Source organism: Frigoribacterium faeni (assembly GCF_007988805.1).
Lineage (GTDB): Bacteria > Actinomycetota > Actinomycetes > Actinomycetales > Microbacteriaceae > Frigoribacterium > Frigoribacterium faeni.
Genome location: NZ_BJUV01000022.1, coordinates 22,302 through 47,813 on the forward strand (window position 1 = coordinate 22,302; position 25,512 = coordinate 47,813).

Annotated in this window: 19 protein-coding genes; 7 read left to right on the plus strand and 12 right to left on the minus strand. The window is 71.7% G+C overall.

Annotated features, from left to right (window positions below):
- Positions 1-33 precede the first annotated feature (33 nt).
- Positions 34-483, plus strand: a complete 450-nt coding sequence (locus FFA01_RS11100; RefSeq protein WP_146856080.1) for a metallopeptidase family protein — start codon at positions 34-36, stop codon at positions 481-483.
- Here FFA01_RS11100 and FFA01_RS11105 read toward each other — a convergent pair whose 3' ends face one another.
- From FFA01_RS11105 to manA, 5 genes are all read right to left on the minus strand, one after another.
- Positions 484-1,893, minus strand: coding sequence for a DUF5719 family protein (locus FFA01_RS11105; protein WP_146856082.1), 1,410 nt, complete (start codon positions 1,891-1,893; stop codon positions 484-486).
- Complete coding sequence (locus FFA01_RS11110; protein WP_146856084.1) at positions 1,886-4,726, minus strand: glycosyltransferase family 2 protein; 2,841 nt, start codon at positions 4,724-4,726, stop codon at positions 1,886-1,888. The genes FFA01_RS11105 and FFA01_RS11110 overlap by 8 nt, the downstream gene beginning before the upstream one ends.
- 148 nt (positions 4,727-4,874) lie before the next feature.
- The gene (locus tag FFA01_RS11115; RefSeq protein ID WP_146856086.1) at positions 4,875-5,192 is read right to left on the minus strand and encodes a WhiB family transcriptional regulator; all 318 of its coding nucleotides are present in this window, start codon (positions 5,190-5,192) and stop codon (positions 4,875-4,877) included.
- Between the two features lie 192 nt (positions 5,193-5,384).
- Positions 5,385-6,344, minus strand: coding sequence for a UDP-glucose 4-epimerase GalE (gene galE, locus FFA01_RS11120; RefSeq protein WP_146856087.1), 960 nt, complete (start codon positions 6,342-6,344; stop codon positions 5,385-5,387).
- Between the two features lie 41 nt (positions 6,345-6,385).
- Positions 6,386-7,552 (minus strand): mannose-6-phosphate isomerase, class I, encoded by a 1,167-nt coding sequence (manA, locus tag FFA01_RS11125; RefSeq protein ID WP_146856089.1) that lies wholly within the window; start codon positions 7,550-7,552, stop codon positions 6,386-6,388.
- Between the two features lie 155 nt (positions 7,553-7,707).
- Here manA and FFA01_RS11130 point away from each other — a divergent pair, with 155 nt between their 5' ends.
- From FFA01_RS11130 to FFA01_RS11140, 3 genes are all read left to right on the plus strand, one after another.
- Positions 7,708-8,904 (plus strand): acyl-CoA dehydrogenase family protein, encoded by a 1,197-nt coding sequence (locus FFA01_RS11130; protein WP_146856091.1) that lies wholly within the window; start codon positions 7,708-7,710, stop codon positions 8,902-8,904.
- A 65-nt stretch (positions 8,905-8,969) separates the two neighbouring features.
- A complete protein-coding gene (locus FFA01_RS11135; protein WP_146856093.1) occupies positions 8,970-10,355 on the plus strand; it encodes an O-antigen ligase family protein in 1,386 nt (461 codons plus the stop codon).
- Positions 10,356-10,393: 38 nt separating this feature from the next.
- A complete protein-coding gene (locus tag FFA01_RS11140) occupies positions 10,394-11,686 on the plus strand; it encodes an exopolysaccharide production protein (protein WP_146856095.1) in 1,293 nt (430 codons plus the stop codon).
- Between the two features lie 48 nt (positions 11,687-11,734).
- Here the strand turns inward: FFA01_RS11140 and FFA01_RS11145 are convergent, their stop codons facing one another.
- Both FFA01_RS11145 and FFA01_RS11150 read right to left on the minus strand, forming a co-directional pair.
- Positions 11,735-12,499 (minus strand): polyprenol monophosphomannose synthase, encoded by a 765-nt coding sequence (locus tag FFA01_RS11145; protein ID WP_208720907.1) that lies wholly within the window; start codon positions 12,497-12,499, stop codon positions 11,735-11,737.
- A 48-nt stretch (positions 12,500-12,547) separates the two neighbouring features.
- A complete protein-coding gene (locus FFA01_RS11150; protein ID WP_146856097.1) occupies positions 12,548-13,951 on the minus strand; it encodes a hypothetical protein in 1,404 nt (467 codons plus the stop codon).
- Positions 13,952-14,077: 126 nt separating this feature from the next.
- Here FFA01_RS11150 and FFA01_RS11155 point away from each other — a divergent pair, with 126 nt between their 5' ends.
- Positions 14,078-16,621, plus strand: a complete 2,544-nt coding sequence (locus tag FFA01_RS11155) for a glycosyltransferase (RefSeq protein ID WP_146856098.1) — start codon at positions 14,078-14,080, stop codon at positions 16,619-16,621.
- 95 nt (positions 16,622-16,716) lie between these two features.
- Here the strand turns inward: FFA01_RS11155 and FFA01_RS11160 are convergent, their stop codons facing one another.
- The 3 genes from FFA01_RS11160 to FFA01_RS11170 form a co-directional block, all read right to left on the minus strand.
- Entirely contained in the window at positions 16,717-17,334 is a 618-nt protein-coding gene (locus tag FFA01_RS11160) for a hypothetical protein (protein ID WP_146856100.1), read from the minus strand.
- Positions 17,331-19,433 carry a hypothetical protein gene (locus FFA01_RS11165; RefSeq protein ID WP_146856102.1) on the minus strand — a complete coding sequence of 701 codons (2,103 nt, stop codon included), beginning with the start codon at positions 19,431-19,433 and terminating at the stop codon, positions 17,331-17,333. The genes FFA01_RS11160 and FFA01_RS11165 overlap by 4 nt, the downstream gene beginning before the upstream one ends.
- A gap of 219 nt (positions 19,434-19,652) precedes the next feature.
- Positions 19,653-21,362 (minus strand): glycosyltransferase family 61 protein, encoded by a 1,710-nt coding sequence (locus FFA01_RS11170; protein ID WP_167627353.1) that lies wholly within the window; start codon positions 21,360-21,362, stop codon positions 19,653-19,655.
- 192 nt (positions 21,363-21,554) lie between these two features.
- Here FFA01_RS11170 and FFA01_RS11175 point away from each other — a divergent pair, with 192 nt between their 5' ends.
- Positions 21,555-22,520, plus strand: a complete 966-nt coding sequence (locus FFA01_RS11175; protein WP_146856106.1) for a glycosyltransferase family 2 protein — start codon at positions 21,555-21,557, stop codon at positions 22,518-22,520.
- Positions 22,521-22,555: 35 nt separating this feature from the next.
- On the opposite strand, the gene FFA01_RS11180 is transcribed toward FFA01_RS11175, so the two are convergent.
- Both FFA01_RS11180 and FFA01_RS11185 read right to left on the minus strand, forming a co-directional pair.
- Complete coding sequence (locus tag FFA01_RS11180) at positions 22,556-23,293, minus strand: ABC transporter ATP-binding protein (RefSeq protein WP_146856108.1); 738 nt, start codon at positions 23,291-23,293, stop codon at positions 22,556-22,558.
- Complete coding sequence (locus FFA01_RS11185) at positions 23,290-24,126, minus strand: ABC transporter permease (protein ID WP_146856110.1); 837 nt, start codon at positions 24,124-24,126, stop codon at positions 23,290-23,292. Before FFA01_RS11185 ends, FFA01_RS11180 begins: the two co-directional genes overlap by 4 nt.
- A 103-nt stretch (positions 24,127-24,229) precedes the next feature.
- Here FFA01_RS11185 and FFA01_RS11190 point away from each other — a divergent pair, with 103 nt between their 5' ends.
- Complete coding sequence (locus tag FFA01_RS11190) at positions 24,230-25,384, plus strand: glycosyltransferase family 4 protein (RefSeq protein WP_220478053.1); 1,155 nt, start codon at positions 24,230-24,232, stop codon at positions 25,382-25,384.
- The last annotated feature ends 128 nt before the right edge of the window (positions 25,385-25,512 follow it).

The following is a 25,512-nucleotide window of genomic DNA, read 5'->3' on the forward strand; positions in this document are numbered from 1 at the left end:
TCGGCGCCGGCCGTCCGGGACTACGATGGCCCGATGGTCAGGCCCCACCGCGTCCGCGTCACCGACCGCTCGCGACACCGTGACCGGCACGGCCGGGGACTGCGGTCGTCCGCGGCCGGGCCGCATCTGCCGTTCCTCCGCACCCGGGTCGACCTGTTCGACGACATCGTGGCGTCGACCGCCGACTACCTGCGTGAGCTGTGGCCCGACGAGCTCGAGGGGGTCTCCTTCGAGGTGGCCGGACTGCCCGCGCGCCCCGACCGCAGGCGCGTGGAGCGATGGCTCGTCGATTCCGGGGCCCGGCGCGTGGTCCTGTACCGCCTCCCCATCGAACGGCTCGCCCCCGCGCTCGAGCACCGGAGCTCGCCCGACGCCGAGTGGGACCACCGCGTCCTCGTCGAGGGGCACGTCTTCCGCGCGGTCGCCGAGCTCCTGGGGAAGGACCCGTGGGAGCTCGCGCCCGACCGGTGGCGCGACCGCTGATCAGGGGTAGACGGTGACCGGCGAGGACGCCGGCAGGGGCGAGACGACCGGCCAGGCCGCGACGGCTCCGTCGGCCGAGAAGCTCATGCCCGCTCGGAGACCGTCGGCGTCGGTGATCAGCACCGACTCCCCCGAGGCCACCCGGACCGCCAGGTTGCTGCCGGGCGCTACCTCGACCTCGCGGGCCTCGCCGTCGATCGAGACCGAGGCCGTCACGGCCTCGTCGCCCGGGTTCGCCAGCGTGAGCCGCGCCCCGTCCCCCTCGGGGACGGACAGGAGCGTCTCGCCGCCGAGCGCGGGCGCCGACGGAGCCCACGAGACGTCCACCGCGCCGTCCGCCGAGAGCGCGGACGTCCGCGCCGCCGCGACGACGGGGACGTCCGCGGTCACGGTCGCGGTGTAGAGGCCGTCGGCGAGCCCGTCGATCGGCACGTCGGTCACGAGACCCGCCTCGATGCGCGTGTCGAAGGTCGTGCCCGTGCCGTCGTCGGAGGCCAGCGACACCGAGACCTGGGCCGCCTCGCCGCCGGGGGCGAAGAGACGCAGTGCGCTCTGGAGATCACCCGCGGCCGGGTCGGCGAGGGCGGCCTCGAGAGCCTCGCCGCCGCGCACGATCACACCGGGGACGACCGCCGTGGTGCTCGGGGCGGCGGCACCGCTGACGATGTCCACACCGCCGGGATCGAGGGTCCGGACGATCGACTCCTGCATCGAGGCGACGATCTGCCCCCCTCGGCTCTGGACGTGGACGACGGGCGACAGGAGCCCGGTGGAGAACCCCGACAGAGGGATGACGCGCTGACTCCGCGGGCCGACGACGATGCCGTCGATGCCGGGCCCCTGGACCGGACCGTTCTCGGCCGAGATGTCGAGGTCGACGGTCGAGTTGACGTCGCTGGGGTTGACGAGGGTGATCAGCGACACGCGACCGGTCTCGGTCGAGCCGCCGACGAGCCAGGTCGAGCTGGTGGGCTCGGCGCAGGGCGCGCTGACGAAGCCGACCAGGTCGTCGGACGACACCGACTGGCTCTGCGCCCCGGCCACGAGCGGCACGTCGGCGCCGTCGGTGGGAGCGGTGACGAGCTGAGGATCGGACGAGCTGCCGTCGGCGCCCACGAGGGTCTGCGCGACCTCGGCGTCGGTGCTCGACGAGGTGACGACGTCGGCGGCGCCGACCGCGCTGGCGGTCGTGGCCTGCTGCCCCTCGGCGTCCGACAGGCGGAGGACGCTGCCTCCGCAGACCCGCTGCGGGTCGAGCGGGACGGGAGTCACGACCTGACCGGCCGGAGTCGTCTCGAGCGTCGGCAGGGGAAGCACGGTCGCGGCGGCGACGACGGCCGCGCCGACGGCGATGCCGACCACGCCGACGACGATGCGACCGGTGGTCGAGGCGATGGATCGATCAGTCATCTCGCTCCTCGTCGAAGGTGGTGGCGGGCTGCTCGGCCTCGGGGGTGCCGGCGCGGCTGCGTCGGCGACGGGGCGTCGTGGGGATCGCGAGCAGCAGAGCCGACCCGAGCACGAGCGCCCAGGTGATCCCGACGATCACGCCCAGCGGTCCGCCGTCGGGGTGCGGCTCGCGCTGGTCGGTCGCGTCGACGTACCGCCAGAGCAGGCCGTTCGACGTGTCGCCCACCGGGAGGAACGACGCGTCGGCGTCGAGCGCCTCGCTGGCGCGCTGGCCGAGCGCCGCCGCCTCGGCGTCGTCGCCGCTCTCGGTCAGCAGGACGAAGCCGACGCCCTGCCGTGCGAGGTCGGCCGACGGGTCGAAGCCGCTGCGGCTGACGAGGTTGCCGGCGAGCACCGTGAGGTCGTCGTTCGTCGAGCTGAGGCTCTGCGCCGTCGAGTCGAGCGTGGACTGGTCGTCGAGGGTGGCTCCCTGTCCGTGCTCGAGGGACACGGCGAGCGACCCGTCGGGCTGCGGCGTGAGCACGAGGGTGCCGATGTCGGGCGAGGCCTCCGCCTCGGCCGCGACGTAGGCGGACAGGATCCGGCCCGAGCTCGAGCGCACGTCGGCCGCGCCGGAGAGCGATCCGATCAGCACGGGGACGGCCGCGACGACGGCGAACACCGCGACCACGACGCCCGAGGCGGGGGCGACCCGCGGGAGACGGTCGAGGGTGACGGCGGCGGCGCCGATCAGGCCGAGGAGGTAGAGGCTGAGTCCGCTCCCCGCCCAGACGGTGGTGGTCTCGCTCCCTACGCCCGTGATGGACACCTGGGTGGCGGCGACGGCCGTCAGGTACCCGAGCAGTGCGAGGACCAGGGCGGGGACGGCCCGGGTGCGCGATCCGACGAACGGCGCGGCCAGCGCCAGCAGGGCGAGAGGCGCGACGGCCACGGCGACGAGCACGGCCAGCGTCGAGCCCTCGACCGCGCCACCGAGCAGAGCCGTCCAGCCGTTCGCGCCGGTCTCGGGCGAGGTGAGCAGCAGCTGGAGGGGCGAGGCGGCCTCGGTCCGGGACGGCACGCCCGGGTCGGCGACGATCCCCCACCAGGTTCCGCGCATGATCTGGACGATCGCCAGCGGCGCGAACAGGACCAGAGCCGGCAGCGGCACGGCGATCATGCGGTGGATGCCGCGGGGCCGGGTCGCCAGCGAGCCGATCCAGAGGACCACGAGCGCCGGCAGGAGGGACGGGGCGCCGGCCGCGACGAGGGCGAACAGGAGCGAGGAGGCGGCACCCGACGCCCAGGAGCGCGCCGAGCCGATCAGGGCCCAGACGAAGAAGGGCAGGGCCACGTGCGCGACGACCGCACCCAGATGGCCGGTCTGCAGGGCCGAGAAGAGCGGCGACGAGAGCGCGTACAGGGCGGCGGCGACCGCGGGGACCCACGAGCGGGACGTGATGCGACGGGCGGCGAAGAAGGTGCCGAGCGCCGCCACGGGAGCCGCGAGGAGGTAGAGCGCCAGGACCGACGTCGACGGCGACCAGAACGTGGCGCTGCCCAGGAGGGCCACGACGAGCGCGAACGGGTCGGACGGCCCGACGAAGCCGGCGCCGATCTCGCGCCAGCCCCAGCCGACCGATCTCCAGAGCTCGCCGACGGACGTGCTGAGCGGCAGCAGGCCTCCGCCGGTCAGAGCCGGTTCGCGCAGGAGGCGGAGGAAGGCGATCACGCCTACGACGGTCGTCGCGACGACGACCCAGAGGCCGCCCGAGCCGATGAAGCTGGCGCGGGGGTCGGCGGAGTCCTCGCCTCGTGCGACGAGGGCGTCCCGCTCGTTGACCCGCCTCTCGCGCACCTGGTTGTAGCTCGCCCGGAGGGGCTCGACGGCCGACCACGAGGTCGACCTGGTCCGATGGAGCGCCCGGCGCGCGGCCGGGATGCGTCCCCCGCCGAAGGCGACGCGCAGAGCGGTGGAGAACTCGCCCAGCACGGCGCCGGGGTTCTTGGTCAGCAGGTGCCACACCGAGCGGACCACGGCCAACGGCACGAGGCTGAGCCAGTGCAGGGGCAGCGCGGCCACGGGAGCGTAGACCAGACGACGGTGCAGCTGCGCGGCGCGGCGGAGGCGGGCGCGGCGCGCGTGGCCGCCGTGCTCCTGCCCGAAGTCCTCGGGGTGGCCGTCGTTCGACACCCGCGCGGTCGGCACGACGACGACGCGGTGTCCGGCGAGACGGGCGCGGACCGAGAAGTCGAGCGAGGCGTCGATGTGCGGCAGACCCGGGTCGAAGCCGCCGAGGGCCACCCAGACGCTGCGGCGGACGAGCATGCCCCCCGCGGCCACGCCGAGCACGTCGTCGTGGATGTCGTGCTGGCCCTGGTCGAGCTCGTTCTCGACCAGCGGCATCGACGCGCCGTAGCGCGTCATGGTCTCGCCGAACTCGGCGATCGTGCCCGGCTCGTCCCAGCGCATCAGCTTCGGACCGGCCACGGCGACCGACGGGGCCACCTCGACGGTGGACATGAGTCGTTCGAGGGCGTCCGGGGCGGGAGCGTTGTCGTGTCCGAGCAGCCACAGCCATTCGTCGTCCGCGTCGCGCGGCCGGGCATCCTCCGGCTGCGAGAGGCTCACGCCGTGCGCCACGGCCTCGCCGAAGGTCCGGGCGCCGGGCACGCTGGTCAGCTGCGCGGCGCCGCTGAGCGACAGCCGCCCCGCGGGCGAGTCGGGCCCGCCGGTGTCGACGACGACGAGGGCCTCGGGCGGTCGCGTCTGGCGCGACAGACCATCGAGGGTTCGGTCGAGGTAGGTCGCCCCTCCAGGGGCGACGAGGATCGCTGTGACTCTCGGCTGCATGACTCGTGAAGCCTAGGTCGACGGACCCGCCTCCGGGTTCCGCCGCGCCGGTCCGGGTGTTCCTGTGAAGCGTCCAAGACGCGGTGGAGACGGCGACGGCGTGCGACCCCGTCGGGGGCGCACGCCGTGATGGTCGAGGAGGCGCGGGTCAGGCCTGCTTGCGGAGCTTGCGTCGTTCACGCTCGGACAGACCGCCCCAGATGCCGAAGCGCTCGTCGTTCTGCAGGGCGTACTCGAGGCACTGGGCTCGGACGTCGCACGATGCGCAGATCTTCTTCGCGTCGCGGGTCGAGCCGCCCTTCTCGGGGAAGAAGGCCTCGGGGTCGGTCTGGGCGCAGAGCGAATCGGCCTGCCAGGCGAGCTGGTTCTCGTCGTCGTCGATCTGGATCCTGCGGACGCCGGGCACGCCCAGCAGGACCGGGTCGACGTGCCAGTCGTCGGGTACTCCGACGCGGTTGTCGTTCATCGTCACAGCACATCTCCCCTCGTCGTCGTCGCCCCCTGAACGGCTGCGATGGGACAATTACACCGGTGTAATTCGGCCACGTCAAGTCGAGGCCCAATAAACCCTGAACCCCCTATCGAGGGTCAAGCGGGCCCCGGCGTGTCGGGGTACGATTTCGCGGCCCGGGTGACGATGAGAGGCCGAGGGCCGCCGCTACGAGCGAGGGGCCGCGGCCCAGGCGCTCGTGACCATCTCGAGCAGGGTGTGGCGCATCGTCCAATCGAGATCGCGTGCCGCGAGGGTGCCGTCCGCCACGATCCGATCGGGGTCGCCGGCTCGACGCGGCGCGATCTCGGGGGTGAAGTCGATGCCGGTGCCCTCGCGCATGGCGTCCATGATCTCGCGCACCGACACCCCTCCCCCGGAGCCGAGGTTGTAGGCCGGCTCGACGGACTCGCCGGCGTCGAGCCGACGCGCCGCGGCCACGTGCGACACGGCCAGGTCCGCCACGTGCACGTAGTCCCGCACGCAGGTGCCGTCGGGGGTCGCGTAGTCGTCGCCGTTGATGCGCGGCGTCCGCCCGGCGGCGAGCGCGTCGAAGACCAGGGGGAACAGGTTGTGCGGGCTCGCGTCGTAGAGGTCGGGCGCGCCCGAGCCGACGACGTTGAAGTACCGGAGGCTGGTGTGGCGCAGACCGGTCGCCACGGCCTGATCGCGGAGCAGCCATTCGCCGATCAGCTTGCTCTCGCCGTAGGGCGAGGCGGGCGCCTTCGGGGTGTCCTCGGTGACGAGCTCGGTCGGGGGCGTCCCGTAGACGGCGGCGCTCGACGAGAAGACGACGCGGTCGACGCCGGTGTCGGCCATGGCCTCGAGGAGGCGCTGCGTGCCGGTGACGTTCTGGTCGTAGGTGTGCAGGGGGCGCTGGACCGACACGCCCGCGTACTTGTAGCCCGCGACGTGCACCACGCCCGTCACGCCGTGACGGGCGATCGTGTCGGCGACGAGCCCGCGGTCGAGGATCGAGCCGCGGACGAACGGGACGCCCTCGGGCACGAACGACTCGATGCCCGACGAGAGGTCGTCGAACACGACCGCGTCGATGCCCGCCGACCCGAACTCGCGGACGACATGAGACCCGATGTAGCCGGCGCCGCCGGTGACCAACCATGACATGAGGCCACTCTAGCCAGGGCTCGGAGTCCGCCCCGTCGCCGTCAGGCGGGGGTGGCCACGTAGAGCGTGCCGCCCCCGGTCACGGCGAGACGCACCTCGTCGGGCGAGACGAAGGCCGACTCGCCGGTGGCCAGGCGGATGCCGCCGTCCTGCCCCTTGACCTGCACCTCGCCCTCGGTCACGAGCACGATGCTGGGCCCGCCGATCTCGACGACCGCACCCGCGCCTCCCGCATCCACCCGGAGGAGGGCGAAGCCGACGCCGCTCGGGTCGAAGCGCTCGACGCCGCGGGCGACCTCGACGGGGCGCAGGTAGGGCACGGGCAGCGGCTCGAACTCGAGCACGCGCAGCAGCTCCGGCACGTCGACGTGCTTCGGCGTGAGGCCGCCGCGCAGCACGTTGTCGGAGGGGGCCATCAGCTCGACGCCCAGCCCGCCCAGATAGGCGTGCACGTTGCCCGCGGGCAGGAACAGCGCCTCGCCGCGGTTCAGGGTCACGCGGTTGAGCAGCAGGGAGACGACCACCCCGGGATCGCCCGGGTACCGGTCGGCCAGATCGACGACGGTCGCGATGCTCGGCGACGGATCGACTGCCGTCCGGGCGAGCTCGGAGACGGCGGCGATGACCCGCGCGGCCTCGTCCGAGCCGTCGAAGACCCAGGCCAGCGTCGACTCGAGCGACGACTGCACGCTGCCCCGGAGCGACGAGAGGCGGCCCGTGCCGGCGTCGAGGCGGTCGACGTCGCCGAGCGTCTCGCTCGGAGCGCGGAACCCGCAGAGCGCGTCGAAGGTCTCGCTCAGGGCGACGATGATCTCGGGCTTGGGGAACGGGTCCTTGTAGTTGCGCGACGGAGCGTCGATCGGCACCCCCGCGGCGTTCTCCGCGGCGAAGCCGGCGCGGGCCTGCTCGGGGGTCGGGTGCGCCTGGATCGACAGCGGCGCGTCGGCCGCGAGCACCTTGAGCAGGAAGGGCAGCTCGGTGCGACCCCGCCCCAGAGCGCGCACGGGCTCGGCGGCGAACCAGTCGGCGAGGGTGTCGGCGCCGTCGACCACGGCCGGGTTGACGACGATGCTCGGCGAACCGGGGTGCGCTCCCAGCCAGAGCTCGGCCTCCGGGCGGCCGGAGGGCCGTCGTCCGAGGAGCTGCGCGATCGCCGTCGTCGAGCCCCAGGCGTAGTCGCGGGGCGTGTTGGTGATGGCGAGGAACATGCTTTACCTGCTTGTCGAGTGGAGTGCTTGGGCCCCCTCTACAAAAGCGCCGGGTCGACACCGGGGAGGCGTTGGTCAAAACTACCAAGCCCGTTGCCGCCCGGCCCGACGCTCCTTAGGCTCGCCGGGTCCCGACAGAGAGCAATGGAGCACCGATGTCATCAGCGACCCTCACCTCGTTCAGCACCTTGGCCAGCGACTTCTACGGTTACGAGAACATGCTCTCGGACCGCGAGAAGGGCGTCCTGGCCGACCTGCGCGCCTACCTCGACTCCGAGGTCAAGCCGATCGTGAACCGGCACTGGGCCGATGCCACGTTCCCGCACGAGATCGTCAAGGGCCTCGCGGACCTCGGCCTGTTCGGCATGCCCTGGAAGGAGACCCAGCCCTTCGAGAACTCCGCCGTGTTCCGCGGCTGGGTCGCCCTCGAGCTGGCCCGGGTCGACGCGTCGGTCGCGACGTTCGTCGGGGTGCAGAACGGACTCGCCATGGGATCGATCGGCGTGGGCGGCTCCCCCGAGCAGCGTGCCGAGTGGCTGCCCCGGATGGCCAGCGGCGAGATCGTCGGCGCCTTCGGACTGACCGAGCCCCTGTCGGGCAGCGACTCGGCGCAGGGCCTGCGCACCGTCGCGACGCGCGACGGCGACGACTGGGTGCTGAACGGCTCGAAGCGCTGGATCGGCAACGCCACCTTCAGCGACATCACCATCATCTGGGCGAAGAGCGCGGAGGACGGTCAGGTCAAGGGCTTCATCGTGCCCACCTCGACACCGGGCTACTCGGCCACGAAGATCGAGGGCAAGCAGAGTCTGCGCATCGTCCAGAACGCCGACATCACCCTCACCGACGTCCGGATCCCCGACAGCCTGCGTCTCCAGCAGGCGACGTCGTTCCGCGACACCGCCGCCGTGCTGCGCCTCACCCGCGCCGAGGTCGCCTGGGCCGCCGTCGGGAACTCGATCGGCGCCTACGAGGCCGCTCTCGCCTACGCCGACGACCGCGTCCAGTTCGGCAAGCCGATCTCGAAGCACCAGCTCATCCAGGACCTCCTCGTCAAGAGCATCGGCAACATCACGGCGTCCATCGGCATGGTGGTCCGCTGCTCTCAGCTGCTCGACGAGGGCACCCAGCGCGACGAGCACGCCTCGCTCGCCAAGGCCTTCACCACGGCCCGGATGCGCGAGACGGTCGGCTGGGCTCGCGAGGTCCTCGGCGGGAACGGCATCGTGCTCGACTACGACGTCGCGCGCTTCTTCGCCGACGCCGAGGCCCTCTACAGCTACGAGGGCACCCGCGAGATGAACACGCTGATCGTCGGTCGCAGCATCACCGGCCAGGCCGCGTTCGTCTGAGACCGCTCCACCGCCGATCGACGGGCCGCTCCGACCGGGGCGGCCCGTCGTCTAGCCTGGTGCCCATGACGCCGACGCCGCCCGCCACCCCGCCGGTCGACACCGAGCCGGCCGACACGGCGCCGGACCTCCGCGCTCCCCGTCGTCAGGGCACCGTGTTCGCCACGCTGGCGTTCCTCGTGCTCTTCGGCGGCGACGTGCTGCGGAACGGGACCGGCTGGTGGGGCTGGGGCCTCGCCTGCGGAGTCATGGTCGTCGCCTCGGTGGTCGTGGTCGTGCGGAACCGGCCCGATCCGCGCAGTCTCCCGCGCCTCCTCGGGCTCTTCCTCCTCTTCGCGGTCGCCTCGATCGCGTGGTCGCAGTACCCCTCGGCGTCCATCGTCGGCATCCCCGCCACCCTCGCCACCACCCTCGGCGCCGTGGCCGTGGCCTGGTCGCTGCCCTGGCCGCTGATCGTCGCCGCCCTGGGACGCGCCCTCCGCATCCACATAGCGCTCTCGCTGCTGTTCGAGCTCGTCGTCGCCACGCTCGTCCGCCAGCCGGTCTGTCCCGTCTACCTCGACTGCTCCGGCGGCGTGCCCGACGCCTTCTACTGGTCGCGCGACGTCCTGTTCGAGGGCGGGCGCATCCAGGGGCTGCAGGGCAACAGCAACATCCTCGGCGTCCTCGCGCTGCTCGCGCTGGTCGTGACGGCCGCGCAGTGGTCGGCCCGCACGGTCAGCTCGCGGGTCGGCTGGGTCGGCGTGGTGCTCGCCGTGGTCGCGCTGGTGCTCACCCGGTCGGCGACGACCGTGGTCAGCGGACTCGCGGTGCTCGCCGTGCTGGGGCTGGTGGTGCTCGTCCGCCGCACCGCGCCTCCCCGGCGCCCGCGCCTCTACGCGGTCACGGCGCTCGTCGTCGCCGTGGCGGCGACCGCCGTCGTGCTGCTGCGAGCGCCCCTGCTCGGTCTGCTCGGTCGCAGCAGCGACCTCACCGGCCGCACCGACATCTGGGCCTCCGTGTCCGCGCTCGGCGCGCAGCACCCCGTCGCGGGCTGGGGCTGGGTGAGCTACTGGATCCCCTGGGTCTCCCCCTTCGACGACCTCGCCGAGCGCAACGGCGTCGTCTACCTGCAGGCGCACGACGCCTACCTCGACGTGTGGTTCCAGCTGGGCTGGATCGGGCTCGCCCTGTTCTCGCTCGTCTGCCTGGGGGTCCTCGCGCGGTCGTGGTGGTGGGCCACCGATCGACGGATCCTGGGCGTCGGGCGCGTCGCCCCGTGGGCGACCCTCGACCTGCTCCCCCTGCTGCTCGTCATCGCCATGCTCGTGCACGGCGTCACCGAGTCGCGGCTGATCGTCGAGTGGGGCTGGGCGCTGCTGGTCGTGATCGTCGTCGTCACGCGCCGCGACGCCTACGGCTGGACCGACCGCGACCGCGTGGCCGAGCCGACGCGCGTCCTGCGACCGTGACCGCCCGATCGCGCCCGATCGGCTGACACAATGGTGCGGTGAGGCCGACCCGAGACGAGCGCGACCCGATCCGCCGGTACGTGTCGGCCTGGATCGGCTTCTCGGCCGGGGGCCACTTCAGCCAGGCGCTGGCCGTGGCGATCGTGCTCTACGGCTTCTCGACCGAGGCGATCCGCTCGTTGATGGGCTGGCCCGGGTCGGTGGCCATCCTCGCCGCCCTGCTCGTGCTCGCGGCCGTGTCGCTGTTCGGCCAGCGCCACCACGTCGAATGGCGCGGCATCCTGCCCGTCTCGCTGCTGGCGCTGTTCGGCTTCATGGGCCTGAGCGTGTTCTGGAGCGAGTACACCTGGGTCACCGTGGGAGGCGCGGCGTACGCGGCCGCGTTCGGCCTGCTGGGCATCTACCTGGCCCTCGGACGGGACCTCGTCCAGGTCGTCCGCGCGGTCGGCGACGCGTTGCGCATCGTCCTCGTGACCTCGCTCGCGCTCGAGGTGCTGAGCGGACTCCTCATCGACCAGCCGATCGCGTTCCTGGGCATCCAGGGGAACCTCGCCTACGGCGGCCCCATCCAGGGCATCGCCGGGACGCGCAACTACATCGGGTTCCTGGCGGCGCTCGCCCTGGTGACCTTCGCCGTCGAGTTCCTCACCCGGTCGGTGCCGCGACCGCAGGCCGTCGCGTCCGGGGTCATGGCCGTGGCGACCCTGCTCTTCGCGAGGTCGCCGGTCACCGCCGTGGCCGTGCTCGCTCTGGTCGTCGCCGGCGTGGCGCTCAACGCTCTGCGTCGCGCCCCCGAACGACGCCGGCCGCTGATGCAGGGCGTGCTCGCGGCGCTGCTCGTCGCGGGAGGCGCCCTCGCCTACGCGGGCCGCACGCGCCTCCTCGACTCCGTGGACGCCACGGCCGACCTCTCCGCGCGCACGGCCCTCTGGGAGCGCATCCGCGAGCTGAGCTCGATGAAGGACATCACGGGCTGGGGCTTCGTCGGTCAGTGGCCGGGCGAGATCTTCCCGTTCTCGACCATCCTGTCGCCGAACGGGCGGCCCTACGCGACCGGGCTCAACGCGTTCTACGACATGGGCCTGCAGCTCGGTCTCGCCGGGATGCTGCTGCTGATCGCCGCCGGGACGCTGGCCTTCGTCCGGAGCTGGACGACCGCGTCGGGCCACCCGATCGTCGCCTACGTGTGGCCGGCCCTCGTGCTCGTGCTCATCGGAGTCACCGCCCTCGCCGAGAGCTACGTGCTCTTCGAGGGCTCGCTGATGCTCTTCGTCGCCGTCGCGACCATCGCGGCGCGCAAGCGCTCCTGGCGTTCGCGGCTGCCGGGCTGACCCGGACCGCTCGGCCCCCCGACGCTTCGGGCGGGGCCGACCGGGCCGCTACTCGCTGCGGACCGGGAGCCCGCGGATCCGGCGCCAGGCGCGCTGAGCGCCCCAGACGGTGACGTTGAGCATGGCCTCCTGCACGATGGACCCGCTCATCTTCGACACGCCCGCCTCGCGTTCACGGAACTCGATCGGCACCTCGACCACCGTGTGCCCGGCGTCGAGCGTCCGCAGGGTCATGTCGACCTGGAAGAAGTACCCGCGCGAGGCGACCCTCTCGAGAGGCATGGCCGCGAGCACGTCCGCCCGGTAGGCGCGGAAGCCCGCCGTCGCGTCGCGGACCGAGATGCGCAGGGCGAGACGGGAGTAGAGATTGCCCGCGCGGCTGAGGAACTCCCGGCGGCGGGGCCAGTTGACGACCGAGCCGCCCGGCACCCAGCGCGAACCGATCACGAGGCCCGGACGCGACGGGCCGTCGAGGGCCTCGAGCATCGCCGGGAGACGATCGGCCGGGTGGCTGCCGTCCGCATCGATCTCGACCAGCACGCGGTACCCGCGGTCGAGACCCCAGCGGAATCCGGCGACGTACGCGGCGCCGAGGCCCTCCTTGCCGGCGCGGTGCACGACGGAGACGCGGTCGTCGGCGGCGGCGATCTCGTCGGCGATGCGGCCCGTGCCGTCGGGGCTGGCGTCGTCCATGACGAGCACGTGCGCCGTCGGGACGGCCTCGAGGATCCGGTCGACGATGCGGCGGATGTTCTCGGCCTCGTCGTAGGTCGGCACGATGGCCAGGCAGGCCGCATTCACAGGTTCACGCACGGTCGTCCTCGGTGGATCGGGAAAGGTCGAGTCCGAGACTAACGCCCCTCAGCCGTCGAGGCGCCCAGCCTCGAGATCGTCGCACGACAGCTCGACGATCCACGGCGACGGCGGCCAGGCCTGGACCGGTGCCGTGGTCAGCACCGCGTCGTCCTCGCCGCCGCGACACTCCCCCACGGCGCTCGCGACCTCGACCGACCAGACCGGGCCGAGCTCCCGCCGGGTCTCGTCCGTCGGGAGGTGAGCCAGCTGCAGCGCCGCGGTCGCGACCATCAGGACCGCGCCGACCGGCCGTCGCCACCCGGTCGAACGCCACAGTCGCGCGGCCCCGACCACGACGATCGTCAGCAGGAACATGCTGGGCACGACGCCGTAGCGCAGCAGCACGAACTCGGGCAGTCCGCGCCCGATCAGCTCGGCGTAGCGGTAGGTCGGATCCGGGTTCAGGGTGATCGCGGCCGACCACAGCACGGGGGCGGCCACCAGGGCGACGACGACGATCGTCCGCTCACCACGGTCGCCGCGGAGCACGATCCCCGCCGCGCACGCGCTTACGACGACGAGGAGAGCCACGACCGGCCACCAGCCCGTGCTCGACACGAGCCGGGCGACGCCGTCGGAGTCGCCGGCGATCAGCGTCGCGACCGGTCCGAGCAGGAACCCCAGCGCCGTCGACGCCGGGCCGACCGGGTCGCCGGCCCCGACCGGGGTCCGAGGGGACGCGAGGGTCGCGATCAGCTGGACGGCGACGGACGCCCCGAGAGCGAGGACCATCGGGCGCGACGGTCGGTGCCGCCAGACGAGGAGCGCCAGGGGGAGGTAGAGCGCCGACTGGATCTCGGTCAGCCCCGCGACGGCGACGACGCCGGCGGCGGCGGATGCGGCGAGGCGTCCGCCGGGCCTCGAGAGCAGCACCCACGGCGTCGCCCAGAGCAGGTACCAGTGCAGGTTGGCCGTGGTGCCCAGCACCTCGATCGACGCCCCGGGCACCAGGACGGTGATGGACGCGATCAGGAGGCGCGGGGTCGTCGCGGGGACGACCGAGCGCGTGCAGACGAAGACGAGCGCCGTGACCGCGCCGACGACCAGACACGAGGCGGCGGTCGTCGCGAGAGCCCACGACTCGACGGGGACCGTCGAGACCACGAGGTCGGCGATCACGCGGGGAACCAGATGCAGGTACCCCTGATAGACCCGGAACAGCCCGACCACCGGGCCGTCGTCGAGCCGGTCGCCGATGAACACCCGGCCGTCCTCGGCCCAGAGGGTGTCGCGGGCCACTGCCGGCAGCCGCCGCCACGAGACGGCCGCGCCCACCACCGCCAGGAGGAGCGGGACGACGAGCCTCGCGGCGATCGCCCGCAGAGTCGGTCGCCCACGGACGGGCGGCGTGCGGGAGGCGACGGCGGACACGGGCTCCGACTCGGACGGGGCGGACGAGGACCCGTTCATGCTCTCATGGGCGGTGCCCGTCGGAACGGGAGCGGGCCGCTCCGCGCCTCCCCGACCGGGCAGGGCCCCGTTGCTAGACTCGGGCCTTCCTGCTCTCGCTCGAAAGCCCCGCTCGAAAGGCCGTCCGTGACTGAACGCCGCCCCGGAGTCGTCTCCGTCGTCCTCGTCAACTTCCGTGGTGCCGACGACACCATCACCTGCATCACCGAGCTCAAGGCGGTCGACTGGCCGGCCGAACTGCTCGAGATCGTGGTGGTCGAGAACGGGTCGGGCGACGACAGCGCGCGCCGCATCCGCGACGCCCACGGCGACGTCCTGCTGGTCAAGTCGAAGAAGAACCTCGGCTTCACGGGCGGCAGCAACCTCGGAGTGGCGAAGTCGAGCGGCGAGTTCGTCGCCTTCCTGAACAACGACGCCAAGCCCGACCGCGCCTGGGTGCGCGAGGCCATCGAGACGTTCCACCAGGGCCGCGACATCGCGGCGGTCGCGTCGAAGGTGCTCGACTGGGACGGTCGGAAGATCGACTTCGTCGACTCCGCGGTGGCGTGGTTCGGCATGGGACACAAGCCGCATTACCTCGAGCCCGACGACGGCAGCCACGACGAGGCCCGCGACATCCTGTTCGGCACCGGCGCCGCCCTCTTCGTCCGCGCCGAGGTCTTCGAGCAGGTGGGCGGCTTCGACGAGCGTCTGTTCATGTTCTACGACGACGTCGATCTGGGCTGGCGCCTCAACCTGCTCGGCTGGCGGGTGCGCTACCAGCCGGCCAGCCTCGCCTTCCACAAGCACCACGCCTCGATGAAGGCCTACGGCGACTTCCGCGAGATGTACCTGCTCGAGCGGAACGCGCTCTACACGATCTACAAGAACCTCGACGACGAGTCCCTGGCGACCGCCCTTCCCGGCGCGATGGCGCTGATCGCCCGTCGGTCGCTGGCCCGGGGCGGAGTCGACTCGGGCGTGCTCGACCTCCGCGTGCCCGGCGACGACTCCGAGCCGAACCTCTCGATGCCGAAGACCAGCGCCGCCGGCTTCTTCGCGCTCGACGCCTTCGTCGACGACCTCCCGTCGCTGACCGCCACGCGTCGCGAGCTGCAGGCGCAGCGGACCCGCAGCGACCGCGAGCTGGCTCCGCTGTTCGGCACGACCGACGCGCCTCTCGCCGACATGCCGCACTACCTCGACGGCTACGACGCCGTGGTGCGCTCGTTCGACGTGCTCGCCGGCGCGTTCGCGCCGGGCGCCGAGAGCGCCGACGCACCCCGGGCCGCCGGCGCCCGCCGCCGCATCCTCATCATCACGGGCGACTCGTTCGGCAAGAAGATGGCCGGACCGGCCATCCGGGTCTGGAACATCGCGACCCTGCTGAGCGCGGAGCACGACGTGCGCGTGATCAGCCTCACGACGGCCGAACCGCTCGACGCGCCCTTCGACATCCAGGTCGTGTCGCCCCACTTCCCCGCTCCGATGACCAAGCACGAGGCGTGGGCCGACGTCATCATCGTGCAGGGCTACGCCCTGCAGCAGTTCGAGGTGCTCGAGTCGACGTCGAAGGTCCTCGTGGTCGACATCTACGACCCCATGCACCTCGAACAGCTCGAACAGGGGCGCGAGAAGGCACTCGACGACTGGGACGACCAGATCCTCGGCGCCGCCGACTCGCTGAACAAGCAGATCGGCCTCGGCGACTTCTTCCTCTGCGCGTCCGAGCGTCAGCGCATGTTCTGGCTCGGTCAGATGGCCGCGATGGGCCGGATCAACGCCTGGAACTACAGCCGCGACGAGTCGCTCGACTCGCTCCTCGCCATCGCGCCCTTCGGTCTTCCGAGCACGCCGGCCGTCCACACGCGCAAGGCGCTGCGCGGCGTCGTGCCGGGCATCGGCGAGAACGACAAGATCGTGGTCTGGGCCGGCGGTCTCTACAACTGGTTCGACCCGAAGACCCTCGTCCGGGCCGTGGCCGATCTGGCGACCCGTCACGACGACGTCCGCCTGTTCTTCATGGGCACGAAGCACCCGAACCCGGACGTGCCCGAGATGGCGATCGTCCGCGAGACGCGCGAGCTCGCCCGCGAGCTGGGCGTCCTCGACCGCAACGTGTTCCTCAACGACTCGTGGGTCGACTACGACGACCGCCAGAACTACCTGCTCGAGGCCGACGCCGGGGTGTCGACCCACTTCACGCACGTCGAGACGACCTTCTCGTTCCGCACGCGCATCCTCGACTACCTCTGGACGGGACTCCCGATCGTGAGCACCGAGGGCGACAGCTTCGGCGACCTCGTGGCGTCGGCCGAGCTCGGCGTCGCTGTTCCCGAGCTCGATGTCGACGCGCTGTCCGCCGCTCTCGAGAGCGTGCTCTACGACGACGCCGCGGCCGCGGCCGCCCGTGCGAACGTCGAAGCCGTGCGGTCGCAGTTCGTCTGGGAGAACGCGCTCGCCCCGCTCGTCGAGTTCTGCCGGAACCCGATCAAGGCCGCCGACAAGGTGAAGACCGTCTCGCCGGTTCCCGCGGCCCCGCGGGCATCGGCCGCCAGCCTCATCACGCGCCGCCCGCCCCGTCGGCACGGTCTCGCGCACGACATCGAGCGTGCGGCCTTCTACCTCCGCCACGGCGGCGTCGACGCCGTCTGGTCGCGGGTCAAACGCCGTGTGATCAAGCCCCGCTGACCCGGAGGCGCCGACGAGAAGAGCCGCTCCCCTGCAGGGGAGCGGCTCTTCTCGTCGGCCGCGCACCGCGTCCGCCGGACGTGGCCCGCGGAGGATCAGCCCGAGACGGCGACCGTGGTGGCGTCGGAGTCGCCCACGGCGTCCGGGGACTCGTAGTGGACGTGCACCTGCCAGTCGCCCGCGGTCAGTCGATCGGACGACAGGGAGAGCGAGCCGCAGACGGTCGACTGCGCGTCGGCCTGGGCCGGGAAGGCCTCGGACTCGACCGACTCGCCTCCGCGCTCGGCGACGATCGTGCAGGTGCCGCCCTGTTCGACGATCGACCCCATGACGGCCGCACCCTCGATGGCCGACGTGCTCGGCTCCCAGACGAGCCGCGGCGTGAAGACGTCGGTCGTGGCGGGGCCGGCACCCGAGGTCGGAGACGCGACCGGGGTGGTCGGCGTCGCCGAGGGGTCGGTGGCCGTCGGGGTCGACGGCTCCGCGGTCGGCGACGACTCCCCCGTGGGAGACGGGGACTCCACGGGCTGCGTCGGCGACGCCGAACCGCTCGCGACCGGCTCGGGCGAACCGGAGCCCCCGACGAGGAACGCCACGATCAGCGCCACCGCGGCGACCAGGACGACGCCCGAGACCACCGCCCAGACGACGATCTGACGCGATCGCGAACGGTCGTCGTCCTGGTCGTCGAGGTCCTGTCCGAGGTCGCTCATCGGACCGTCACCGTCTTGCAGGTGAACGCCGTGTCGCCGCCGACGGCGCCGACGTTCTTCCCGACCGCGCAGACCTCGTGCGTGCCCGCCGTCATGTTCGGGATGGCGGCCGTGAAGCCGTGCGCGGCTCCGGAGGCCGGGTAGGCGCGTGCGATGTCGGGCCGGTCGCCCGACGCGGTGACGACCGCACGCGAGACGCCGTCGACCCTGACGTCGACCTTGATCGGTTTCGTGGTGTCGGTGTCGAGGGCCCAGCCGCTCACGTCGATGCGACCGGCCGTCGTGCTCGCCACGGTGTCGACCCGGCCGATCGGCCAGCTCGTGCTCACCTGCGCGGTGCGGCAGACGGGCAGCGTGACGTCCTTGCCGTCACCCACGTTCACCGCCGTGGCGCAGACCTGGTACGAGCCGGCGTTCATCCCGGACAGGACGGCCGTCCAGCCGCGGTTCGGACCCCAGCTGGGGTAGGCCCGAGCGACGTCGGGGCGAGCGGCGGTCGCGTTGACGGTGCTCACGGCCTTGCCGTCGACGCTGATGACCACCTTGGTCGCCGCGGTGGTCGACGGGTCGAGGGCCCAGCCCTTCGCGTAGAGCAGCCCCGTCGAGCGGTGCTCGAGCAGCTCGAGACGGCCCTGAGGCGACGTCTCGGCCACGGCGGCCGAGCTGGACACCGTCGCCACCTTGCACGACCCGAGCTGAGCGCTCTTGCCGCCGCCGATGTTCATGCCGTAGGCGCAGAACGTGTGCTTCCCCGGCGCCAACGCGACCGTGGCGCTGTAGCCGCGGGCGGGGCCCCAGTCGGGGTAGGCGCGCCCGATGTCGGGGCGGGACCGGTACGCGTTCACCGTGGCGACCTTGCGACCGTCGGCGTAGATCTGCACGCCGATCGACTTCGAGGCGTTCGGGTCGAGCGCCCAGCCGGAGACGGTCGCCTTGCCCGCCGCGTTCGACGTGACGCTGTCGAGACGGCCCTGCGGGTCGCTCGTCATCGTGAAGTTCTTGCAGCCGAGCTGGCTGTTCGAGCCGAACTCCCGGTTGATGCCGTAGACGCAGAACTGATGAGCCTTGGCCGTCGTCTTGGGGATGTCGATCGAGAACCCGTGCCGGGGGCCGTACTTCGGCTGCGCACGCCCCACGTCGGCCCGGTTGACGCTCGCGGTCGCGCTCTTCGAGTACCGGCCGTCGACGTAGACGTGCACCTCGATGGGATCGGCCGTGTCGGGGTCGATCGCCCACCCGGTGACGCGGGCCGTGCCCGCCTTGACGAACGAGACCGTGTCGAGACGGCCGATCGGGTTCACGTTGCCGGTCGTGCTGCCGAACCAGTCGGTGTAGATCCGGAAGAAGTTGCGGTTGCCGTACGCGCTGCAGCCGTCGCCGGTGCCGTACATGTTGCGCAGCGCCGCCGCGTTCGGCTGGTACGGCGTGTAGTAGTACAGCGCCGCCGTGGCCTTGTTCTGGATCGTGACCTGGCTCGAGCCGCAGGACGCGTCGGGGTTGTAGCGGACGTTGCTCACCTTGCCCACCGGGTACCAGTTGAAGAAGCTGCTGTTGCCGTACACCTTCATCTGGTGCGCCGACGAGTAGATCTGGTTGAACAGGCCGTAGTAGGTGCTGTCGCAGGCGCCGTTCGTGGTGTCGGGACAGGCGTAGCCCATGGCGCGTCCGAGGCGCTCGTCCGACGGGTTGCCCGAGTACGTGACGAGCGACTGCTCCTTCTCGAGGGTCGTGAGCAGCACCATCGCGCTGACACCGCAGGACGCCGACACCTTCTGGATGATCGTGGCGGTCGACTCGCTCGACGCCCCGGCGTAGCGACCGCAGTACTTGTCGGCGGCGCGGGTGTTCGAGGCGACCTTCTTCACCTTGAGGCAGTTCGCGCCGGAGCACGCGCCTCCCTTGCTGGTCAGGAACGACTGGATCTGACTCGCCGTCATCGCGTTCGACGCGTAGAAGTTCGCGTCGCTGATGATGAAACCGGGGCTGAAGTCCGAACCGGAGGCCGTGGCCGCCGCCGGAGCCGCCTCGGCGGGTGCGACCTCGGTCGCCACCATCAGACCGGTCGCGGCCACCGCCACGGCGGCGACGACCGCCGTCAACCGGAGGAGGCGCGTGCCGATCCTCCGCGGCGCGCGAGAGGACCCTGGACGTGTTGAGCGCATGTCGATACCTGATCTGTCGGACACGTCGCCGTCAGCCGCGCACGGATGCGCCCGGGATGGCCGGAAGACGAAGTAGCTGTGTGGACCGCTCCCGATCGGAAGCGCCCCCTGGGACCAGGGTACAAAATTCTCGGGCCGTGTCCAGTCACGGCGCGATCAGAAGGCCGACAGGACCTCTTCGAGGTCGCCCGTGTTGCGGGCGAAGTCGAACTCCCACGCCGACTTGAACGCGTCGGGGTTCCACGATCCCTCGACGCGGGGGACGTCGGCGGCGCTCCAGAAGACGTGCACCTGCGCGCCGGACAGCAGGCCGAAGAGCTGCTCGTCCTTCGCGAGGTACGACTCGTGGCTCAGCAGGATCACCGCCTTCGGCGCCGCGGCGAAGAGGACGTTGAACATGCCCGCGCCGCCGAAGCCGGCCACGACGTCGGCGCCCGAGAAGAGCGTGGCCTGCTCGGCGAGGCTCATGGTCTCGGGTCGCACGACGGCGAACCCGCGTCGACGGAAGTGCTCCTCGACGTCCTCGACGTTGCGGCAGGGTCGCGCCTCGAGCTCGGGCGGGCGCGACACGAAGATCTTGCGCACGACGGGAGCGGCGGGGTCGGCGAGCGACGTGCGCAGCGTCGACCAGATGTCGCGGAGCCCGGGGTGGGCGTAGTGCGGGTAGTCCTTCTCCCACATGGTCGTCGCGGCGACGAGCGACTCGACCTCCACGTCGTCGCGCACCCACTCGACGTCCTCGTCGGCGATGCCGAAGGCGCGGAAGAGGTCGCGTTCGAAGCCCGGCTCGGTGGTCTTCGGAGCCAGCCGATAGAGGGCCTTCAGCCCGGGGACGGCCCGCTTGGCCTCGGCCCAGCCCCACAGCTTGCCCACGGTGTCCGTGAGCACGTGCCCGTACTGACCGGGCCAGGCGCAGCGGAGGTCGTAGTAGGCGCCCTCCAGGCGACGCGCGGAGGAGTCCCCGACCGCGGCGAACGTCGGGGTGGGGTTCCGTCCGATCTCGGGTGCGACCTCCTTCTTGAAGGGCGACTTGAACGAACCGGGCAGCAGGGTCTGACCGACGCGGGTGATCAGCCGCTGACCCAGCACGACCGGTGCGCCGTAGCGGCGCAGCGGGAGCTCGGGCACCTCGTACTCCGCCGTGAGCACGGACTGCGGGTCGGTGCTGCGGTGCGACACGACGCCGCCGCCCGCAGCCGTGACGGTCGTGGCGGGCAGACGCGTGATCTCGTCGTGCCCGAGCTGCGGGAGGCGGGCAGGCAGGACGTCGTCCGCGCGGCGTTCGCCGACCTTGAGCTGGTGCGAGCCGCTCTTGGTGAAGACGATCCCGTCGGGCGTCGCGGTCATGTCGCTGGTCGAGCGGGCCGCCTCGGTCTCCTCGCGGCTGATGCCCTCGATCTCGCCGTCGCGGATGGTCGCGAGCCGGTCGAGGGCGGTCGTGGCCGAGGCGTTCGTGCCGTTGACGCTGGCCAGGACGAACGTGCCGCCGTCGGCGAGGTGCAGGTACGACCGGCCCCAGGTGGCGAGGGCCGCCTCGACCCGCACCCGGCGGAGGAAGACGAACGCGTCGAGCGTCCCGATGCGCTCGAGCAGCGGGCCCAGCGCGTCGTTGCCGGGCGCCGAGTGCCAGACCACGCCCTCGACGTCGGGACGGGGGACGTCGGGTCCGGGGAACACGACGTGCACCTCGGCCGAGGGGAAGAGCTCCACCACGCTGGCGACGAGACGCGTCTGGTCGGCGTCGACGACGATCACGGCGACGGCACCGGGTCCGAGGGCGGGCACCCGCGAGCGCCAGCTCACGCGCTCGCCCGCCGAGGACTCGTCGGGCGACTCGGTCTTCGTGCGCGGCTTCAGCTTCGGCATGGTGTCTTCTCCCTCTCGTCGACACGGGGTCGACGTGCTGCCGGGCTCGACGGAGGGCGCGCCCGGACCGTCGGCCACCGTAGCAGCCGGTTCTTGGCGAGCGCCGTCGCGCCACGGCGTCGCGACGACCCCGCGGGCCCTCGGCCGGTATCGTGGTGGACCGCCGCGACGCGCGGCCCGAGGAAGGACGCGATGACGACGGTCGACGTGGTGGTGGTCAACTGGAACGGCGCCGACGTGCTCGGCGACTGCCTCCGCTCGGTGGTCGAGCATGAAAGCGACCACTCCGTCCGGGTCGTGCTGGTCGACAACGACTCCCACGACGATTCCCTCGCCGTCGCCGCGACGACGGCCCCCGACGCCGTCGTGGTCCGGACCGGTTCGAATCTCGGCTTCGCCGGAGGCGTCCAGGCGGGCATCGAGGCCTCCGACGCCGAGGTCGTCGTCCTGCTCAACAACGACGCCACGCTGGTGGCGGGCTTCGTCGACCATGCCGTGGGGCGCCTCCTCGACTCCGAGGCGACGGGTGCGGTGACCGGTCGTCTGCTGCTCTCGGAGCTCCGGGCCGACGGCGTCCGGCTGATCAACTCGACCGGCGTCGAGATCACCGCGTCGGGCAACGGTCGCGACCGCGACTGGCTGCGCCCCGACGGCGACGGCGAGCGTCCCTCCCCCGACGTGTTCGGACTGTGCGGCGGAGCCGTCGCCCTCCGACGCCGGGCCCTCGACGACGTCGGCGGCTTCGATCCGTCGCTCTTCCTGTACTACGAGGACACCGATCTCAGCTGGCGGCTGCGCCTCGCCGGCTGGGCGATCCGCTACGAGCACGACGCGGTCGTGCTGCATCGCCATGCCCACAGCACGGTCGACGGCAGCCCGCTCTTCGTGCGCCAGAACGCCCGCAACCGACTGGTCGTGGCGACGCGCTACGCCCCCCTGCCGGTGGTGGCCCGCGCCTGGTCGGCGACGGTCGTCCGGGCCGTCAGGCTGCGGATCGCCGCGGCTCGGGGGCGAGGAGCCGGCGAGACCGCCGCTGCGGTGTCCGACGGCCTGCTCTCGGCGGTGAGGTCGCTGCCGCATGATCTGTCGTCACGACGAGCATGGAACGCCCGCGCCGTGGTCGGCGCAGCCGAGCGACGGGCGCTGATCAGCCGCTGATCGCCGGGGCGGTCGTCGACCGGAGAGAGCTCGGGTCAGCGGCTCTTCATGAAGTCCTCGTAGGCCGGTGCGACCTCGTCGACCGATCCGGCGTGGACCAGCTGGCCCTTGTCGATCCAGGCGACCTGGTCGCACATGCGGCGGATGTTCGCCATCGAGTGCGTCACGAGGATGACCGTGCGCCCGCCGTCGCGCAGCTCGTTGAACTTGTCCTGGCTCTTGCGCTGGAAGGCGCTGTCGCCGACCGCGAGGACCTCGTCGACGACGAGGATGTCGGGGCGCACGGTGATCGCCACCGAGAAGCCGAGCCTGACGTACATGCCCGACGAGTAGTTCTTGACCGGCTGGTCGATGAAGTCGCCGATCTCGGAGAAGTCGACGATCTCGTCGAAGCGCGCCGCGACCTCCTTGCGGCTGAGGCCGAGGATCGACCCGTTGAGGTAGACGTTCTCCCGGCCGGTCAGCTCGGGGTGGAACCCCGATCCGACCTCGAGCATCGCCGCGAGACGGCCGTTGTACTCGATCGAGCCCTCGTTCGGCGAGAGGATCTTCGCCAGGCACTTCAGCAGCGTCGACTTCCCCGAGCCGTTGCGGCCGATCAGACCGAAGGTCGACCCCTTGGGCACGTCGAAGCTGACGTCGCGGACGGCCCAGAAGTCCTCGCCGACGACGCGGCGGCCTCGCATGACCGTGGATTTCAGGGTCCGGTTGTTCTCTTTGAACAGACGGAACTTCTTCGACACGTTGTTGACGGTGACGGCGGGTTCGCTCACAGGAGTTCTGCCAATTTCTTCTCGTTCTTCCGGAAGATCCACAGCCCCAGGACGATGAAGACCGCCGCGTACCCGAGGCAGAACAGCGTGTCGTCGAGCTCGGGCAGTCGTTGGTCGTAGAGCAGCGTCCGGAAGGCGGAGATGAAGCGCTCGACGGGGTTGAGACGGTAGAGGTCGAACAGCGTGACCGACCCGAAGAGCGGTCCGATGCCGTTGCTGGCGTTCATCACCAGCGTCAGCGGGTAGACCACGGGGCTCAGGTACATCAGGAGGCGCAGGGCGATGCCGATGAGGTGCTGGGTGTCCTGGAAGTACACGTTCACCACGGCGAGCATGAGGCCGAGACCGGTGGCGAAGATCAGCATCAGGGCCATGAAGAGGAGGACGACCGGCAGGAAGACGAGCACGCCGGGCCCGCCGACGATCAGCAGGGCGATCACGAGGATGCCCATCTCGACGCTCCAGTTGAAGCCGGAGGCGGCGCTCGACGACAGGACGAGCGTCGTGCGAGGGAAGTAGACCTTCTTGACGAGGGCCGAGTTCGACCAGATGGCCCCCATGCCGCTGTTCACGGCGTTCGAGAAGAACTGGTAGGGCAGCAGTCCGCAGAGCAGCCAGATGAAGTAGGCGTCGATGCCGCTGGGATCGCCGGGGCCCGGGTCGTTGCGGAAGATGATGCTGAAGACGAAGGTGTAGACGAGCATCGAGGCCAGCGGGTTCAGCAGCGACCACAGCTGCCCCAGGACGGTCCTCTTGTAGCGCCCCGTGATCTCACGCTTGGTGAGATTGAAGAGGAGCTCTCTGGAGGACCAGAGTTCCTGGAAGTACGTCATTCGGATCCTTGCGGGACGGGAGGCGACGGGAGCGCCTGCAAAACTCGGCTAGCTTAGACTGGCCGAACCAGATCGCAATCCTAGCCGGAGCTCTTTCGACCTTTTGTCCACACACATCCGTGCCCTGGTCGACGCGACGGCGGTCCCCGACGATCTCGGCGGCGTCGGCCGCTACGTCACCGGCTTCGTCGAGGCCTTCCGGTCGGACGACGTCGAGCTGCACGTCGTCGCGAAGCCCGGGGCGCAGTCCGACTGGTTCGCGTCGAACGCGCCGCACGCCGTCGTGCACCGCGCCCCCGCGGCCCTGCGCCGCACGGCGGTCCGCCTGCTCTGGGAGCAGACCGGCCTCCCCCTCCTCGCCCGCCGCATCGGCGCCGACGTCGTGCACTCCCCCCACTACACGCTGCCGCTGCTCACCCGGCGCCGCCGCGTCGTCACCCTGCACGACGCCACGTTCTTCAGCGACCCCGAGTGGCACATCCCCACCAAGGCCCGCTTCTTCCGGCTCTGGACGCGGCTCGCGCTGCGTCTGGCCGACGCGGTCGTCACCCCGAGCCGGGCCACGGCCGACGAGCTCGAGCGGCTCGTCGGCGTGACGCCGCGCCTCCTCAAGGTCGCCCCCCTCGGCGTCGACCGCACGGTGTTCCGCGAGCCGACCGCCGCCGAGATCCGCGTGATGCGCGACGACCTCGACCTCGGCGACGAACCCTACGTGGCGTTCCTCGGCACGATCGAGCCGCGCAAGAACGTGCCTGCGCTGATCGCGGCGGTCTCGTCGTTCTCGACGTCGCGCGTCGCGGCGGGCGAGCATCCGTGGACCCTCGTCGTGGCCGGTGCCAGGGGGTGGGACTCCGAAACGGACGGCGCCCTGGCGGCCGCTCCGCGCCTCCAGCGGGTCGTCGTGCCCGGCTACCTCCCCCTCGAGCAGCTCTCCGCCTACCTGGGGGGCGCGGAGTGCGTCGCCTATCCCAGCCTCGGCGAGGGCTTCGGCCTGCCCGTCATCGAGGCCCTCGCCTGCGGAGCGCCCGTCGTGACCACCGACCGGCTCTCGCTCGCGGAGGTCGGCGGTGACGCCGTCGACTACACCGGTGTCTCGTCCGCGGAGATCGCGGCTACCCTGGAGCGCGTCGCCGCACCCGAGGTCGACCGCGTCGCCCGTCGCACGCGGGGCCTCGCGCGGGCCGCCGAGTTCACGTGGGCCCGGTGCGCTGCCGTGCACGACGACGTCTACCAGGCCGCCGTGAGAGGAACCCCGTGAACCAGACACCCCGGGTGGCCGTGGTCACCGTGTCGTACGACTCGGGCGAGTTCCTCGAGCGCTTCGCCGCGAGCATCGCGGCCTCGTCGGCCGAGCCGCTCTCGCTCGTGGTCGTCGACAACGGCTCG